This window comes from Halomonas sp. PR-M31 (assembly GCF_001039575.1).
Classification (GTDB): domain Bacteria; phylum Pseudomonadota; class Gammaproteobacteria; order Pseudomonadales; family Halomonadaceae; genus Modicisalibacter.
Window position 1 is genome coordinate 62,608 of record NZ_JIBT01000009.1, and the last position, 16,113, is coordinate 78,720.

13 protein-coding genes and 1 pseudogene are annotated in these 16,113 nt (G+C 55.0%); 3 read left to right on the top strand and 11 right to left on the bottom strand.

Translation table 11 applies throughout. The annotated features are described in order from the left end of the window. Positions 1 to 4: 4 nt before the first annotated feature. The 3 genes from CH74_RS03655 to thiO all read right to left on the bottom strand — a co-directional run bounded on the left by CH74_RS03655 (position 5) and on the right by thiO (position 3,117). The gene (locus tag CH74_RS03655; protein ID WP_048306114.1) at positions 5 to 1,441 is read right to left on the bottom strand and encodes an FAD-binding oxidoreductase; all 1,437 of its coding nucleotides are present in this window, start codon (positions 1,439 to 1,441) and stop codon (positions 5 to 7) included. A gap of 50 nt (positions 1,442 to 1,491) precedes the next feature. Beyond that, positions 1,492 to 1,881: a nuclear transport factor 2 family protein gene (locus CH74_RS03660; RefSeq protein ID WP_048306115.1), complete on the bottom strand. Its 390-nt coding sequence runs from the start codon at positions 1,879 to 1,881 to the stop codon at positions 1,492 to 1,494. 144 nt (positions 1,882 to 2,025) lie between these two features. Continuing rightward, a complete protein-coding gene (gene thiO / locus CH74_RS03665) occupies positions 2,026 to 3,117 on the bottom strand; it encodes a glycine oxidase ThiO (protein ID WP_048306116.1) in 1,092 nt (363 codons plus the stop codon). Between the two features lie 185 nt (positions 3,118 to 3,302). On the opposite strand from thiO, the gene CH74_RS03670 reads away from it, so the two are divergent. The 3 genes from CH74_RS03670 to CH74_RS18925 are packed head-to-tail and all read left to right on the top strand — an operon-like array spanning position 3,303 to position 6,003. After that, on the top strand, positions 3,303 to 4,283 hold the full coding sequence (locus CH74_RS03670; protein ID WP_048306117.1) for an AAA family ATPase: 981 nt from the start codon (positions 3,303 to 3,305) through the stop codon (positions 4,281 to 4,283). Continuing rightward, positions 4,283 to 5,716 carry a cobalamin biosynthesis protein CobT gene (locus CH74_RS03675; protein WP_216594705.1) on the top strand — a complete coding sequence of 478 codons (1,434 nt, stop codon included), beginning with the start codon at positions 4,283 to 4,285 and terminating at the stop codon, positions 5,714 to 5,716. The genes CH74_RS03670 and CH74_RS03675 overlap by 1 nt, the downstream gene beginning before the upstream one ends. After that, positions 5,626 to 6,003, top strand: a complete 378-nt coding sequence (locus CH74_RS18925; RefSeq protein ID WP_216594706.1) for a hypothetical protein — start codon at positions 5,626 to 5,628, stop codon at positions 6,001 to 6,003. The genes CH74_RS03675 and CH74_RS18925 overlap by 91 nt, the downstream gene beginning before the upstream one ends. Before the next feature lie 18 nt (positions 6,004 to 6,021). Here CH74_RS18925 and brxL read toward each other — a convergent pair whose 3' ends face one another. From brxL to CH74_RS03705, 8 genes and pseudogenes are all read right to left on the bottom strand, one after another. Next, positions 6,022 to 8,073 carry a BREX system Lon protease-like protein BrxL gene (gene brxL, locus CH74_RS03680; protein ID WP_048306118.1) on the bottom strand — a complete coding sequence of 684 codons (2,052 nt, stop codon included), beginning with the start codon at positions 8,071 to 8,073 and terminating at the stop codon, positions 6,022 to 6,024. 12 nt (positions 8,074 to 8,085) lie between these two features. Then, positions 8,086 to 9,888 carry a BREX-1 system phosphatase PglZ type A gene (gene pglZ, locus CH74_RS03685; protein WP_253272927.1) on the bottom strand — a complete coding sequence of 601 codons (1,803 nt, stop codon included), beginning with the start codon at positions 9,886 to 9,888 and terminating at the stop codon, positions 8,086 to 8,088. Positions 9,889 to 9,965: 77 nt separating this feature from the next. After that, a pseudogene (locus CH74_RS19300) lies at positions 9,966 to 10,583 on the bottom strand (BREX-1 system phosphatase PglZ type A); the annotation flags it as partial. Next, a complete protein-coding gene (gene pglX / locus CH74_RS18555; protein ID WP_253272928.1) occupies positions 10,580 to 12,331 on the bottom strand; it encodes a BREX-1 system adenine-specific DNA-methyltransferase PglX in 1,752 nt (583 codons plus the stop codon). The pseudogene CH74_RS19300 and the gene pglX, both read right to left, overlap by 4 nt. Beyond that, positions 12,324 to 12,614, bottom strand: a complete 291-nt coding sequence (locus CH74_RS19305; protein WP_048306119.1) for a hypothetical protein — start codon at positions 12,612 to 12,614, stop codon at positions 12,324 to 12,326. Before CH74_RS19305 ends, pglX begins: the two co-directional genes overlap by 8 nt. Continuing rightward, a complete protein-coding gene (locus CH74_RS18125) occupies positions 12,611 to 13,294 on the bottom strand; it encodes a DUF2290 domain-containing protein (RefSeq protein ID WP_156181343.1) in 684 nt (227 codons plus the stop codon). Before CH74_RS18125 ends, CH74_RS19305 begins: the two co-directional genes overlap by 4 nt. Beyond that, positions 13,291 to 15,450 carry a DEAD/DEAH box helicase gene (locus CH74_RS03700; protein WP_048306120.1) on the bottom strand — a complete coding sequence of 720 codons (2,160 nt, stop codon included), beginning with the start codon at positions 15,448 to 15,450 and terminating at the stop codon, positions 13,291 to 13,293. The genes CH74_RS18125 and CH74_RS03700 overlap by 4 nt, the downstream gene beginning before the upstream one ends. Positions 15,451 to 15,519: 69 nt before the next feature. Next, a partial coding sequence (locus CH74_RS03705) for an Eco57I restriction-modification methylase domain-containing protein (protein WP_048306121.1) occupies positions 15,520 to 16,113 on the bottom strand: 594 nt, incomplete at its 5' end.

Sequence of the window (16,113 nt, forward strand, 5' to 3'; positions counted from 1 at the left end):
GTATTTAGAGCACTTCATCCTGCAGATAATACCAGCGGTAAAGGAAGCGCTGGCCAATACGGCGGAACGGCGCGAACACTTCGGACTCGACCTTTTCGCGCAGATTGGGGAACGGCAGCCGCGAATTGAAGATCGGCAGATCGAGTTCCTGGCCTTGACCGGCGATGAATTGCGCCAGCCGCTTGCCGGCCTGGGCGGAATACATTACCCCGTTGCCGCCATAGCCTAAGGCATAGTAAAGCTCCTGGCTGGCATCCGGCTGATAGATGCGCGGCATCATATCGTGGCTGACATCGACCCAGCCCCACCAGGAGTAGTCGATCTGAATGCCCTTGAGTGCCGGAAACTTGAGATGCAGATCGCGAATCAGCATCTCTTCGAACTTCTTGGCCGGCGCATCCTTGCCCGAAATAGCGCTACGACTACCGATCTGCACCCGATTATCCGGCAGGCGCCGATAGTAGTGGCGTAGTATCCGGGTATCCGTGATCACCTGCTTGGTTTTGAAGCTGCAGTCGTCGATTTCCTTTTCCGTCAACGGCCGAGTAACCAGCGAGTTGGACAGAATTGGCAGCAGACGATTCTTGAGCTCCGGATGCAGACTCTGAGACGTATAACCGCCGGTGGCGATACCCACGGCACGGGCCTTTACGGTGCCGCCCGGCGTCTTCAGGTAGTGCACGCCGTTGCGTGTTTCCCACCCCTGCACCGGACTGCACGGGTGAATCTTGGCGCCGAGCGCACGGGCTTTCTTGTGGTAGCCGAAGGCCAGCTTGCCCGCGTGGATACCGATACCCTCGGGCTCATGCATGGCGCCAGCGGCTTCGGTATCGCCTACCCAGTCCCGCTTGACCGTGTCCGCATCGAGCATCTGAGCGTCGTAGTCGAAGGTTTCGCGCAGCAGCTTGGCTTCTTTCTCCAGCGTCTTCATTACCTTGTCACGATGCGCTAGATACAGGTGGCCGCCGTACTGAGGCTCACAGTCGATGTCCTTGATCAGCTCCTTGAAGGTATTCATACCGGCGACGCACTCTTCATGCATCTTAAGCGCGGTGTCCAAGCCCCAGCGCTCGATCCACTGGGAGCGCTTCAGACGGCCTGACGCACACTGGGCCTGCCCGCCGTTACGGGTACTACAGCCCCAGCTGGAACGGTTGGCTTCGAGTACCGTCGCTTTTATGCCATGCTCCTGGGCAAGGAAAATAGCGGCGGTCAGGCCGGTGAATCCCGAGCCGATGATGACCACATCGACATCCATATCCTGAGTGACCGGACCATCATCCTCCGGTGGCTCACCTGCGGTGCCGATCCAGTAGGTCGGGGCATAGTCTCGCCCCTGACCCGGTGTCTTGCTTTTCAGGGGATCGTAGGCCGGATCATAAGGCTGTGAGGGGGCAGTGCTGCGGCCTGCCGTCGTACTTGCCTGGGTTGTTGTATCCATGATCTGACTCCTCAGAATAGGGATGTCTTGATTGCTAAGTCGTTGGTCTATCAGGCGCCTTGATTGAGGGGCGGACGGTTCTTGCGGAAGGCATTCTTGACCGCGATCTTGCCATCACGGAAGGTGAAGGCGTCGATCATACGAGCTTCCGAACGAACACCGTCGGTAGTAGTGCCTTTGTAGGTAGTTTCGGAAAAGCCGTGATCGCCGATCACGTAATGTTCGCCATCGACCCACTCCGCGTCCGGTGCATTCTTCCAGGCGCCTTCGAGGCCTTGACGCACTTCGTCCTGGCCCTTGAACGTCTTGCCCAGCAGGTCCGGGCCTGCGATGGCATGAAATTCACAGTCATCGGTCATCATCGACATTACCGCATCGATATCATGATCGTTGAGGGCTTTACTGAAGGCCTTGAGGAAATCGGCGTCGAGCTGGCTCATGCGGTACTCCTGACGTAGGGATAGTTGTTCAAAATAAGACATGCAGCAAAACGTGATTTTGCCGCCTGCATTACTTCAGCGTAGTACTACTACAGGCAAAACACCTAGCACCAGATGAGATACAACTGTTGGACCAGCCCAGGATCACCACTGATAGGGCGTAGGATCGAGTATCGGCGTCTGGCCCAGCAGCCGATTCACCAGCAGGCGCGTTGCGGCAGGAGCCAGCACCAGCCCGTTGCGGTAGTGTCCTGCATTGACGAACAATCCCTTGATGCCCGGTACCGGCCCGATGAAAGGTATTCCTTGAGGAGATCCCGGACGCAGTCCGGCCCAGTGATGCTCCACCTCGCATCGAGCAAGCGCCGGCAGCATGGCGACAGCGCTTGCATAGAGCGATGCGCGAGCCCGATCTGTCGGGGTCTTGTCGAAATCCGCGTGTTCAAGAGTCGAGCCGACCAGCACCCGCCCATCGGCGCGCGGGATCAGATAGCGTCCATCCGCCAGCACGACCCGCTCGAGCAACAAGCGTCCGTCCGATATGGGTGGCGTCTTGAACACCATCATCTGCCCCTTGACCGGATGAACGGGCAACTCGAGCCCTAGGGTTTTCAATAGCTGGCCGGTCCAGGCACCGCCGCAGAGAATGACCTGGGCTGCGATCAAAGGGCCAGTTCGGGTTTTCAGCACCACCTGATCGTTTCGGTACTGCAATCCTTGTACCTCTACCCCTTCCTGCATTGTCACATTCACCAGCGACTGCAGCTTGGCCCGTAGCGCCTGACCCAAGCGGGGGTTGCGAATGCTGCCCAGGGTCGGCATCCACAGCGCGTCATCGAAGCACGGCGCCAGATTTGGCTCCTTGTCGTACAGGAAATCGGCGTCGACACGTTCCAGCGGTTTATTCATTTGCTGCGCCCATTTGATGGCCTCGGCTTCATCGTCGACACGCAGATAAAGCAAGCCTTTCTGGCGGTATTCCGGATCGATGCCCGTTTCAGCCAGCAAGCGCTCGGCGAGCTCGGGATAATAGTCTTCGGACCAGCGCGACAGCTGGGAGATCGACTCGGGATGACGCCAGGGATAAAGCGGTGAAACGATTCCGCCCCCGGCCCAAGAGGCTTCATGACCGCACTGTCCGCGTTCGATCAGCGTCACTTCATGGCCCGCATCCGCCAGCTGCCAAGCCGTCATCATGCCGATCACGCCGCCACCCACAATCAGAAAATCGTTCATTCGTCAGGGTCTCATCGCAAAATCGTCATTTATGAACAAATAGTTTCAAAAAACGATACGATTTGCATGCTTTTTAGAAACACGGCTATGATTGCGTGACTGTTTCATTCTTTCATCTAGACTCAAGATAGCGCCACGAAACAACGCCCATGATTGTGCCAAAGACCGCCTTCAGGAGACCTGATGTGACCGAGCTTCAAAATGCCAAGCCCGACAAGATGCAGTCCGTGCGCACGCTTTTCGATATCGATAGTGACCTGGAGGTGCCCACCTTCAGTGAGCGCGGCGATCATGTCCCGGAAATCGACACCGCCTATCGCTTCAATCCGGACGTGACCCTGGCGATACTGGCAGGTTTTACCCGCAACCGCCGGGTCATGGTTCAAGGGCTTCACGGCACCGGCAAATCGACCCACATCGAACAGGTGGCAGCGCGATTGAACTGGCCCTGCCTGCGGGTCAACCTAGATGGGCATATCAGTCGTCTCGATCTGGTCGGCAAGGACACCATCGTGGTGCGCGACGGCCTGCAGGTCACGGAGTTTCAGGAAGGCATCGTGCCCTGGTCGCTGCAACGGCCGGTGGCGTTGATTTTCGATGAGTACGATGCCGGTCGCCCGGACGTCATGTTCGTCATCCAGCGCATTCTCGAGCGAGACGGCAACTTCACCTTGCTGGATCAGAACCGAGTGATTCACCCACACCCCTATTTCCGCCTGTTCGCCACCGCCAACACCGTGGGTCTTGGCAATCTTGACGGCATGTACCATGGCACCCAGGTGCTCAATCATGCCCAGATCGACCGCTGGAACATCGTTGCCAAGCTCGATTACCTGCCCCACGACGAAGAGGTCAAGATCACCCTGGCCCGGGTCCCCGCCAAGGACAATGAGAAAGGCCGCAAGCTGATCGATTCCATGGTCGAGGTCGCGGATCTGACTCGCAAGGGCTTTGCCGCCGGCGATCTTTCCACTCTGATGTCGCCGCGCACGGTGATCACCTGGGCGGAGAACTGCGAGATCTTTCGTAACCCGGCCCGGGCTTTTCGTCTGTCATTCTTGAACAAGTGCGATGAAGCCGAGCGTCCCATCGTGGCGGAATACTATCAGCGCTGCTTCGGTGAAGAGCTCGACGAGTCCTATCAGAACCATCAGGATACGTTCTAGTGGCTACGCCTCAGCAGCTTGCCCGCCGCCAACAGCACATCGAGGAGCTTTGTGCTGCCTCGCTTCGCGCGCTGACCGGAGAGCGCGATCTGCACTACCGGGGCAAGCGCCTGCACCACGGCGCAAAGCCGGTGGCGCTCTATGCGCCCCATCTGCGTCTGGATGACGACAATCTGGATTTCACCGCCTATCGTGGCGTTGCGGATGCCACGGCCCTGCGCCTGTTGCATTCCGACATTGACCTGCACCGTCGACTGTGTCCGGAAGACTCGGTAGCACGCTTGGTCTTCGAGCTTCTCGAGCAGCTGCGGGTCGAGGCCCTGGTGCCAAAAGGCCTGCCCGGCATGGCCCGCAATCTGGATCAGCGCTTCGAGGCCTGGTCCCAGGATTTTCATAACTCACGCTTGACCGAAGGTATCGTTGGCCGGCTGATTTTCTCCATTGCCATGATCTGCTGGACGCGCATCACCGGTCGTCCGCTTGATGATGAAACCGGGGATTTCATCGAAACCACCCGGGGGCGTCTGGTGCCGATTATCGGCGCAGATCTGGCCGGGCTGCGGCGTCATCGCCGGGATCAGGCGGCCTTCGCCGAACACGCGCTCAATATTGCCCGGGTAACCGCCGAAGGAGTCGCCGATGCCCGAGAGGCACTGGGTGATGACGACGATCAGGATGATGACGATGAATCGGAAGGCTTCGCGCTTTTTCTCGATTTCGACGAAGAAGACGACGAAGGCTTCACCACCGCCCTCTCCGGCCACAGCAAGGTCTTCGACGACGCGGAGCAGCGCTATCGCATCTTCACCACGGCCCATGATCGTGAAGAGGCCGCCTCCGACCTGGTGAGAGATGCCAAACTCGATGAGTATCGCCAGCGCCTGGACAAGGAGATTGCGGAGTTGGGTATCAATATCCGCCGTCTGGCACAGCTGTTTACCGCGCATCTTAGCAACGTCGAGCGGGACGGCTGGAGCTTCGGTGAAGAGGAAGGCTATATCGACGGGCGGCGCTTGGCCCAGTTGATCACCTCTCCGGCAGAGCGACGCCTGTTCCGGCTCGAGCAGTACAAGCCCAAGGCCAACAGCATGGTCAGCTTTCTGATCGATTGCTCCGGCTCGATGAAGACCTACAGCGAATCCACCGCCATACTTCTGGATTTGCTAACCCGAGCCCTGGAAATGGCCGGCGTCACCACGGAAATTCTCGGCTTTACCACCAATACCTGGAACGGAGGCCGTGCCCAGAAGGAATGGATGGGCGCAGGGCGTCCGAAAAACCCGGGCCGCCTCAATGAAGTGCGCTATCTGGTATTCAAGGAAGCCGCCCAGCGCTGCGCCGGGTGCGCCGCAACATCGGCGCCCTGCTCAAGCACGATCTCTATCGCGAAGGCATCGACGGCGAGGCGGTGGACTGGGCCTGCAACCGCATGACTGGCCAGGATGAGCAGCGCCGTATCCTTATCGTCATCTCCGACGGCTGCCCCATGGACACCGCCACCAACCTAGCCAACGACAAGTTCTACCTGGACAACCACCTGAAGGATGTCATCGCCCGCCGGGAACGTCAGGGCGAGGTCGAGATTCGCGGCCTGGGTGTGGGGCTGGACCTGAGCCCCTTCTATCGTCACAGCCTGGCGCTGGATCTCGCTCATCCCATCGACAACGAGATGCTGATGGAAGTCGCGCAATTGATTGTGGGTAAGCTACGACAGCGCTAGATGCCGAGTCGCGTATGATTAATCCTGCTTGATAAATGTAGCCTCGAAGGCCTTGCTAGACCGAAACTGCTGCAACCGGTTGGCAAACGCGAAGGCTTCATTCATCTCGTAGTGCTGAAAGATGTCCAGCCCTCGATCCAGTGAAATCTTCCAGCCGTGGTCCGTAACGATATGACGTGCGTGAATGGTGCCGCTTTCGTCAAACTCCCAGGTGAAGTCGATGCCCACGGTGCGAGCAGACTCCTGGATCTTTTCAAAACTTTCGTCTTGAAGATCACCCTTGAACTCATCCCGGACGGTAACCAGATGTACCGACATTTCATCCTCTTCGGCCTTGTTCTTCACGATGGCTTCGAGAAACTCCATGAAATTGCGGATCTGGTAGAAAAGCCGAATGTAGGGGTCTGTGACGGTGATCTTGCTGGCTCCCTTCAGGTATGGGCCAAACAAGCCGTCGAATGAGATACCCTTCTGGTTTTCCTGGAAGGTCAGGTGCTTTTCTTCCAGTGCGGGCTCGGGGGAATATGGCTCTTTGGGCTCGACACCTTTAACGTCCTCTGTTGGCTCGGCTTCTACTCCCCCGTCATCAGGGGTAGACACCGTCTGGTGGTAGTAACCCGGGTACTCCTCTTCCTCAAGTGTGGTGACCAGCCGTTCCTGCCCTTGCTGATCGTGATAGGAAAAGCGTACTTCGCCGTAGGTGGTATCAATCCGCTGTAACTGGTCCTTGACCCGCTTGCGCCCCTCGATGGCAAAACGCAGCACTTCTTCCACCTCTTCCCTGGTCGCTCCCCCCTGGGGGAACAGGATCTTCATCAAGCCAGAAAAGGTCTTGTTGATACCGTCCCGGTCACGGGTTGAGATATCCGAAGACAGGGTAAAGTGCTCCTTATACTGATCGGAGTAATCGTAGTTCCGCATCGAGCGCAGGATTTCCGCAAGGTAGTCCACCACAAAGCCATAGCCGTCGGAGAACATCTCGCCCCGGATGATGTCGACCTCCCACCCCGGGATGTAGAAGTGGATCCGGTCCAGAAAGGCGGAATCGTAGAACTTGTCCGGAAGCTCATCGAACAGGTCGGAATGTTTCAGCATATACGGCACGGTATGCCGGGTATTTCCCACGAACACCATGGAGGCCTCGGCGCCCAGGGTTTCCACACCCCGGGAGAAGGACTTGTTGGCCATGTAGTTCTTCATGATGTCGACGAGGGCTTTGTCGACGCGCTTCTGCTTGCCGGCGAATTCGTCGAAGGCCACACAATCCCAGTACCCTACCAAGCCGATCTTGCCGCTGGAGTTATTCACAAACAGTTTGGGTACGGTGACTTCACCGCCGGATACCAGAATCCCATGGGGCGAGAACTCGGAGTAAACGTGGGATTTGCCTGTCCCCTTGGGCCCGAGTTCAATCAGGTTGTAGTTGCGCTCGCAGAAAGGAACCAGGCGCAGGAGCTGGAGGAGCTTGCTGCGCCGCCCGAACATCTCCGGGTTAAAGCCGATACTCTGTATCAGCAGGTCAATCCACTCATCGGTGCTGAACTGCTGCCGCGCAGCGACGTAGACGTCGTAGTCGAAGTGCGACAGCTGAATTGGCTTGAGGGTGGACAGGATCCAGGGGCTGGCGTTCTGGTCTTCAGAAAATACGTATTCGATGTCCGCAATGCACCAGACGCCGCTTACCAGGAGTTTGGGGTGGGCCTTCACGGTTCCCGAATCCACCAATACCTTCTTGATTCCCAGGTTGGAGAACTGCGCCTCGTAGGCATCCGTCTTCTCATTCAGGGCCACGCTGATCTTGTCGATCACCTTGTAGCGCCCCTTTTCCTTGATATTCGAGCGCACCAGCCCGGCCTCGTTTCGGTGGACATAGTGCTTGGCCAGAATCTCCTTGACCGTTTCGATACCCGTCTGAATCGTGGCCTCGTCGTTGGTGGCGCAGTACTGGCCGAGCAGATACTCCAGCACATAGGAAGGGACGATGGCATTGCCCTTGACCGTTTTCACCAGGTCTTTGCGCACTACCAACCCGGGGAAGTGTTCGTTAATCTTTTGGTCAAGCGTACTCATTGGCTATAACCCTCAGAAATCAAAATCGCTGGTAAAGGACCGCCGCATCAAATACCTGAGCGACTTGTATTCCTTATAGTGGGAGGTACCGGCGTGCTGTTCTTCCAGCTTTAGGAAGACCTCCTGGCCGTTGGCCTCGTCCGCCTTGCGGCTGAGCACAAAGCGCACCTGAAGCTCCCGCTCGCGGGGATTCTCCGAGGTCAGGTCAAACGACAGTTCGTGACTGTCCGAGATCAACTCCCCTGACTGGGTATAAATCCCGGCCCGCAGGTGGCGAGGCTGTACTTTCTCGGTAACCGGCCCGGACTGATACAAGGTGACCGCCAGTTGGCCGGAAGTGATCACCGAGCTGGCCCCACGCAGGATGTCCACCTCAACAGCGCTGACATCACTCTGGCGCTTCTTGTTAACTTTCAGGACTGGAATCACAACCTCCTGAAGAGATGCCCCACCATGCACAAAGCGGCTGCCTGAGCCCTTAAGGCGCAGCCGGTTGATCGACTTGGGAATCTGCACTTCCATATCGCCATCCAGCCCAAGCTGCTCGGACGAGAAGTGATGGAACGCCGGAGAGGCGGACAGCCCCTTACCCAGCACAAATCGACGGTCCCGGTAGCGAATATCATCGCCAGAAACGACCTCACCCAGGAAGTCACTCTCATCCAGCTCACGGTTCTGGTAAATAAAGCCATGATCAGCGGTGATCAGCAGGTTGTTAGCGTTGGCCGCCGTGAGCTTCTTGATCAGGCGTATGAGATCAGCCAGGGTTTGTTCCGCCGCTTCAAAGGCCTGCCCCTCTGAGTGCATCTTGTCGCCGGTGTGGTCGATGCGGTTGTGGTAGATGTACACCACATCGTTACCCTTGAGCAGCTCCCGGCTGTCTTCCCGGTTGAGCTGCATAAAATCTTCCGCCTTGACGGCCTGGCCCCGTCCATCCAGGGCAGCCTGTAAGATTTTTGTTCGGTTGACCGTACCCTGTGAGCTTTGGCCATCCACCAGTGCCGTACCGGTATCGTTGTCGGCAATCGCCAAGGACTTGTTGGGCAGCAGTGCCGCCATACCGAGCTGCGTATAGCTGGGAAGGGTCGAGAGTGCCGGTTCGAGCTCCGCGCTGTAGCGATCTTCTTGCCGGATAAGGCCCAGCAGCTCATCACCAATCTCGTAGCGCATGGCGTCGGAAATGATCACGCAGATCCGCTTGTCCTTGCGCAGGTACGGGCGAACCCAGTACTCGAAAAAGGCCTTTTGCTGAATGACCGGATAGGCCTCCCAGCGCGTCACTGCGTCCACGTGAACCTGAAAACCATCGCCCAGCTTGAGCAGATAGTTGTTGGAATACAGATTCTCCACCTGCTCACTGAGCTCGCCCATTAACGATGCCTGGCCGGACATGCGCACATGGTAGGTAAACTTGCGGTAGAGCTGATCCAATTGGAACCAGGAACGGCTGTATCGCTGAACGCCGTCGGAGAGGCTATCCATGGTGAGACGAGCCTCACCCAGCATCTGGACAAAACGGGCCGCAAACTCAATGGCTTCATACAGGTGGCGGAACTCCCCGTACCAATGTCCCTGGCGCCGCTGCCGCACCCACAGTGCCACATCGCCGCTGGTGACCGTGCGGCCTACCACCGCCCGCACCAGGTCACTGATAATCTTCTGATCGATTAGCCGGAAGTAATCCAGCTCAACCAGATCCCGGAAGTCCCGTCTACCCAGATCCTGCTCAATACCCAGCACCTCGGCACACTCGGTAGACAGGGTTTCAAAGCCTTGCTCGAACTGCCGGCTGTCTTTCCAGCGCTTGAGGAACACCAGGCATCGCCGGTCAGTTTGACCTCGCCATCGGTACCCATGGCGTAGCAGGACTTGAACAGCTCAATCACGAAGTCGCGCAGGCTGGGTTCGCTGGCCTCGTAGCCGTAGAAACGGGTCAGTTGTTCCCACAGGAAGCTATCCAGACCGCAACGCTCAATCAGCCGAATGCCATCATCGCGCTCTTCCGCCAGTTGCTGCAGCAGGGTTTCCACCACCGAGTCCATGCGAGGCTCACTACCGGCACACACGGCCAGCATCTTCAGGCGCAGCTGGCCAGCGGTGTCATCCGGCTTCAGCAACTTCTTTAGCGCCTCCTTGCGCTTGATCGCCTGGAAAAACTCAGTGTGAGCCTGAGCTACCTCGGCAAACTCCAGGCCCAGCTCCAGTTCGGATAGCCAGATAGCCACCTGGTCAGTCCGGAACTCGCCGTGGGCCAGCTGTACGTCCAGCAGCCAGTTGTCCAGATCCTCTGGTTGCGGCCCCTCCTTGTACAAAAGGAATTTCTGTTCCGGTGACTCCCGCAGGATGCGATATTTCAGGCCGTACTCGTTGTTCGCGATCTCCAGCTTCTCCACGGCGGGAATGGAAACCGCCTCGAAGTCACTGCGCAGCTCGTGTTTGGTGTCGTACCAAAACACGATTCGGTGTTTATCGAACAGTCGGCTCAGTGCTTGGCTGATACGGTGACTCATTGGCTTAACCCGGTAATCTTCTTTAAAGCTTCGCCAAATTTCGGATAGTTGACCTTAACCCCGTCATCGAGATCGATTTCCACCTGCTCGGTAGCTAGGGGATAAAGTACATCCCGCTCGTAGTCATCCAACTCGGCTAGGATTTTGTTGATTTTCTCGATCTCTTTCAGGGCCTTGGTCTTATCACCCTGGGAGGCCCCGGCGCTGATACTGACGGCCTCCAGATGGTTCTTCCGGGCTTGCAGCTTTTCATCTTTGAAATCGCGCAGATACTCCAGCACCGTGCCCACGGTGTGGGGCTGGTAGCGATGCATGTAGATCAACGCATTGAATGAGCCCTTGGGTGAGGAGAACAGCCAGTAGATGGGTCGCTTCTTGTAACGGCGCACGTGATCGTTGTAGAAGTCCTTCAGGAAGTACTTGCGGATGTCCTTGCCCAGCGCCTGCTCGACAAAGCGGAGGTTTTTCTCATAGTGTTCTTCGCCAAAGGCGATGCGCAGGAATTCGCGGAAACGTTCGGTGATGTCGTCGGTGAACCAGTCGCCATCAAGCATGGGGATGACATTGTCATCGTCTGCCGGGAAGCTCGGCTCCGGAACCCGCTTCAGGTAGTCCTCAATGGTCTCTCCTTGGTTGGCGAGAATCAGGCCCGGCTTGTCCAGCGCGTAGCGGCCGAACATGCAGCCCACGGCGTAGGAAACCAGCTCGCGCATGGTATCGGCCAACAGCAGTGCTTCAAGCTCGTCCTCACTTTTACTGTTGCCGTACTGGTAATGGGGGTTACAGGTAAGAGTAATCTCATCCAATGGCACTTCGGGGGTCAGCTCATCCTGCAGGCTGTAGGCCTCGATAAAGATGCGGTTGTTTTCTTCCTCCAACCGTTGCATTTCGAACGTCATCTCACGCCAGACGGCGCGGAGCTTCTGATAGGTGAGATGCAGCTTAGGCTGGCGGCACTCGGGTCGCATCAGTGGGAGGTTGATGAAATCCCAAGAGGTTTCATAGGAGTTCCAATCTGTTTTCCCCAGGTTGACCAATTCAATCGCCACGTTACCTGCTTGAGAAAAATCGAAATTGTCAGGCAGAGGCAAAGACGACAGTTGAGAGATGTTAATATCCAAGGTTGGACTTGTGTACTCTAGAAATCTCTCAAAAGTATTACTGTTGAATAAAGAAAGAAAAGCCAAACGGCTGCTGTCCGGCGTCTTTATACTAGAACCCTTATGCCCCAATATATAACCAGCCTCGAGAAGGCGGAATGAGGGCTTCCCCGCAGTAAGCGCAGTCCAAGTTATTGTAGGGAGGAAGTACTCAGCGGATCCATCATGTCTGAATCCTGGTGACTCGCCTTTTTTCGCAGCCTCAATCATCCTGCGACCATCATTTTCATAATCTAAGATGTCGATGCCTAACCCGTACCACTTGCGGAAAGATCCACCTCGGTTATATGGAAACCATCGTGCTCCGGAAAGACGAGCTGACTCTACGCTATTAGCACCGATACAAAGATTTTCTATCGGAACCTCATGCCATACTCGCGCAAACAGATCAGTGTTGCCTGTCGAGATTCCTCGATGCAAAGATGTCATATCCGAAATGCGTTTGGCACAATCAAAAGCAGAATAAATACTCGCACTTGCCCAATATGCAATTGGACACCCCGGAATCTTCTTGAATTCTACTGCTGAAGCTTGGAAAAAATATTTGTCCGTAACTGGTTGGGTACGATTATTTGGGCCGTTACTCATCATTTTTCTCCAAATTCTGCTTCTGAGCCGGTGCGTCGACCTGCTGCCAATCATCCGCAATCGCTTTCCAATCCACCTCGCGCTCGACCACCTCGCCGTCGTTATCCTGGCCTGACCACACGGCCCAGAAATCAGGATCATCCGATTTTGGCCGATGGTGCTCAGGAAGTTGGTTCATCTGCACCAGTACCGGCAGCTCCGATGCCCAGCCGAGGACAATGGCATAACGGGATTGAAGCGAGTGAAAGTCCCGCAACAGAAATCTAGAAAGCATAGCTTTCATCGAACCACCTGATACGGAACGACCATGTGCATGAGGCTCTCCTCATTTTTAGTGATAGAGGCTGGAAACTTAATTCTGTGACGTGGTAAGTCCCTCACAAAATCATGATTATCTGTCTGATAAAAGTTTCTCAGAATGAATTCGACGAACCATCGAGGTGTTAACGGCGCTGATATCGGGATTCGGCATCCTTTTACATCACCCAATGTAAGATGGCTTTTGGGGTGAGTTACATCAGCATGTACTCCATCTCTTTCATCAAAGTCGAAACGCAGGGGAAATGGAACTATTCTGCGCTGGATAATTTCAAGAAACAGATCATCACGCATGTACGATTCAGGATCATCCTGAAACGGAAGTAAGTTCGGTGATGGATAAAATGAAAGCCGATGCTGTATTAATCTATTGCTCTTCATTCGATACATTAATTGCACAAGAGCACCATCGACAAGTTTCATGTTGTATGAGCGTTTGTCAGCAAGTTCGCTGTAAATATCAGCATATTCGATATTGCCCAGCGCAATAGAAATGTGTTCCGATCCACTAAAAGTAACGTCTGCTTGGTTTCCATATGACCGGACCGCAGAGAAATTTGCGTCGTCGCAAATCCCTTTTCCGATCAATTCAGAAATCAGTCCATCAAGATCCTCTTTTATACTCTTCGGGCTCAGTGCTTTCATTCACTGCCCCCAAGTAACTTTCGGAGCTTCTCGCGAGTTGCCTCATCAAGGTCTTCCGGATGTAGCTCACCACTCTCCAAGTCACCCAAAAGGTCGGCAAGCTGGTTCTTTCTATGCTCAAGGCGTTTTCTTTCTTGCGGAGACAAGTCGCGGTGAACGATGCGCAATTTACCTAACAGGTTGTCGTCTGGGTAAGTAAAATCTAAAACAAAGTCGTTTTGCTTAAGAGCCTCAAACTCGTCAATCAAGCCTTGCATCTTCGGACCAAACCCTATGACACGAACCCAAGCTTTGCTTCGGGTAATAGCGGTAAAAAGGCGATTGCGAAGGTTGGCCAGGCCTGGTCCGGAACCATTACAATCCTGGGCATTAATGACATACACCATGCCCCCCTCATTCCCTTTGGCACGGTATATTCCAGTGAATGTCACGGATGGCGTATCGGTTCGGAAGAACACATCCGCATCGGTATCCACGCCCGCCAAGTGAGTCTGAACGCCTGATTCAAAAAGTTGTTTGCGGATGGGACCAGTACGACCACGGGCAGTCCGAGGATCCGGGTGAATTACGATGATGTCGTCATGGCGAAGCTCATCTTCATTCAGATCGTGCTGAATCTGTTGAGCAAGCCATGCATTCTGCGCCGATTCATCTTCGAATTTAATGAATTGGACGAGATCATCAATATCAAACTGCTCCTCCAGAAACCTTGGGCTCGTTTCTGTAGTGCGCTCCAATACAACATGCTGACCTTTCGCCAGTTGGCCATCCTTAACCTTGTAACCAATCTCCTCCCATAGCGCTGGGTAATCAAACATCTGAACCAAGCCGGTCTCTGTATCTTGCGGAGCATTCCGGTATATACCGAATCCAAGGCCGTGGGCGGATACCAAAACCGGGCGTGAGTTTCGATAGCATTTTTGCAGGATTACGTCTCGCCTTCGATCATCACCGAAAGTGACTAATGGTTGCCCACGCTCATTATCTCCGAAAATAATCTCTGGCGGCGGAAGCGAAATTCCGGAAAGATTTTGAAGCTCGTCATACGCATAGACCAACCTTTTTGGCGGCTTTAGCATTGAGTAACAAAGCTTTAGAAAGCTTGGTGCAAAGTCCTGTGCTTCATCCACGAGAAATGCATCGTAGAGATACGCTTCATCCGAAGCATTTTGCAATGCTGTCTGACAAGCTCCATCGAAGGCGCGTTCGTTCCCTCCAAATCGGCTGGATGCACTTCTAAAGTCGAGAAATTCCGTCCCAGTTGTTCGACAATATTCGTAGTAAATACCGTCTCTGGCATCCCCCCCCGGCGCGCCCCATGCGTTGACGATTCGTATTTTTGTCCAGTCCGGCTCCTCTCCGCTCTGCTCAATACAAAAGTTGTTGATTAAGCGCCGGAACTGCCCTTTGAGGGAGCGAGTATGGAAAGTTACAGCAATACGCCAATCCGGGTACTGTGTGTGCAAGTAAGCAGCCTTAAGTGCCAATACGATGGTTTTGCCTGAACCAGCCAGCCCCCGGATACGTTGAACACCATCTACCGTTTCGATGACGGCTTTGTTCTGACGATGATCGAGCGTCGCGATGGAATCTTCCAGCTGCTTGAGTTTCGCTCCACGTGAATCAGCCCGATGAACCTCTCGTTTGGAACGGCTTTTCCGAATACTGCTGAGGCTTTCGATGGCCGACAACGTCAACCGATAAAGATCTTCGCTGCTTTCAGACCAGTCCAGCGTATTCAACACGTTAGCAAGGCCATGCTCATTGACAAGAGGGTAATCAGGTACTGCAACCGACTCGATATTGTCGATGCCAGGCGCGAACGAAATGACCCAAAGCGGTACCCGCAAATGACGCCCTTTGACCAACTCACGATGCAATTTCAATCGTGCCTCGATCTTGTTTGCCAAATCATCCTGGCGCTCTGTGTATTCCCCGACCTCTGGCCCCTCTATGAGATCGAATAGTACGATGCCTTTAGATGGGCTCACCAGTGTGGCATCAATCGAGTACTTGCCATCAGGTGTCGCAATCAGTGGGTATCCAGTGAAAGCTTCGCCCTCTATATTTTGCAAAGCCTCAAGGCTCTGTTCCAGCACGTCGGTTGAGACTGGTTTCTTGTTCACACCTCTCGTAATCGTTAACTTATCTGCCATGTTCGACTCCTGATTCTTTAAAGACATACCGTTTGAAGGTCATGCAAGGCTTGAGATATGGGCTGCTGGTCATGCATATCTACCCTGCGCAATAGCCTGTGCCATCATGGCCATCTTCTCAGCCTCCGAATTACCATCAACCAATCGCAGATAAGCTCCTTGATAATGCGGTTTATGTGCGTTTTCGAGTACGAAAGCTGTCGTTGAAACCACTTCCCCACCGATGCTGTCAAAAGCCCGTGCGCCCAGATGGGCCATCGACAAAATAGTGTGCTGATCGAGAATGCGGCCGCGCAAAGCCTCGAAGGAAGAGAGGAACATCCAGCTCTGCATTGTAATCATGGCGACAGCGCCACCGGCCACCGTCATATCCAGATTACGCTCTATGAACATGGCAAACAGGTCGGACTTGCTCTTTGGGTAGTTCTCCTTGGCCCAGGCGCCGAGCCGTCCATTCATGCCCTTGCCCCCCATGTAGGGCGGGTTGGCGACGACCACGGCGTAGCGGGGGCTCAAGGCTTCGGCCATACGCAGTACTTTCAGTACCTTGCTGTGCGTGTCGGCCAGGAACAGGTTGCTACCCAGGTTCTTGGTTTCCAGCTCGGCTAGCACGTCAGTCACGTTGGTAAGCTTGGGCAAGATCAGGGAGCCGAAGTTGTCAGC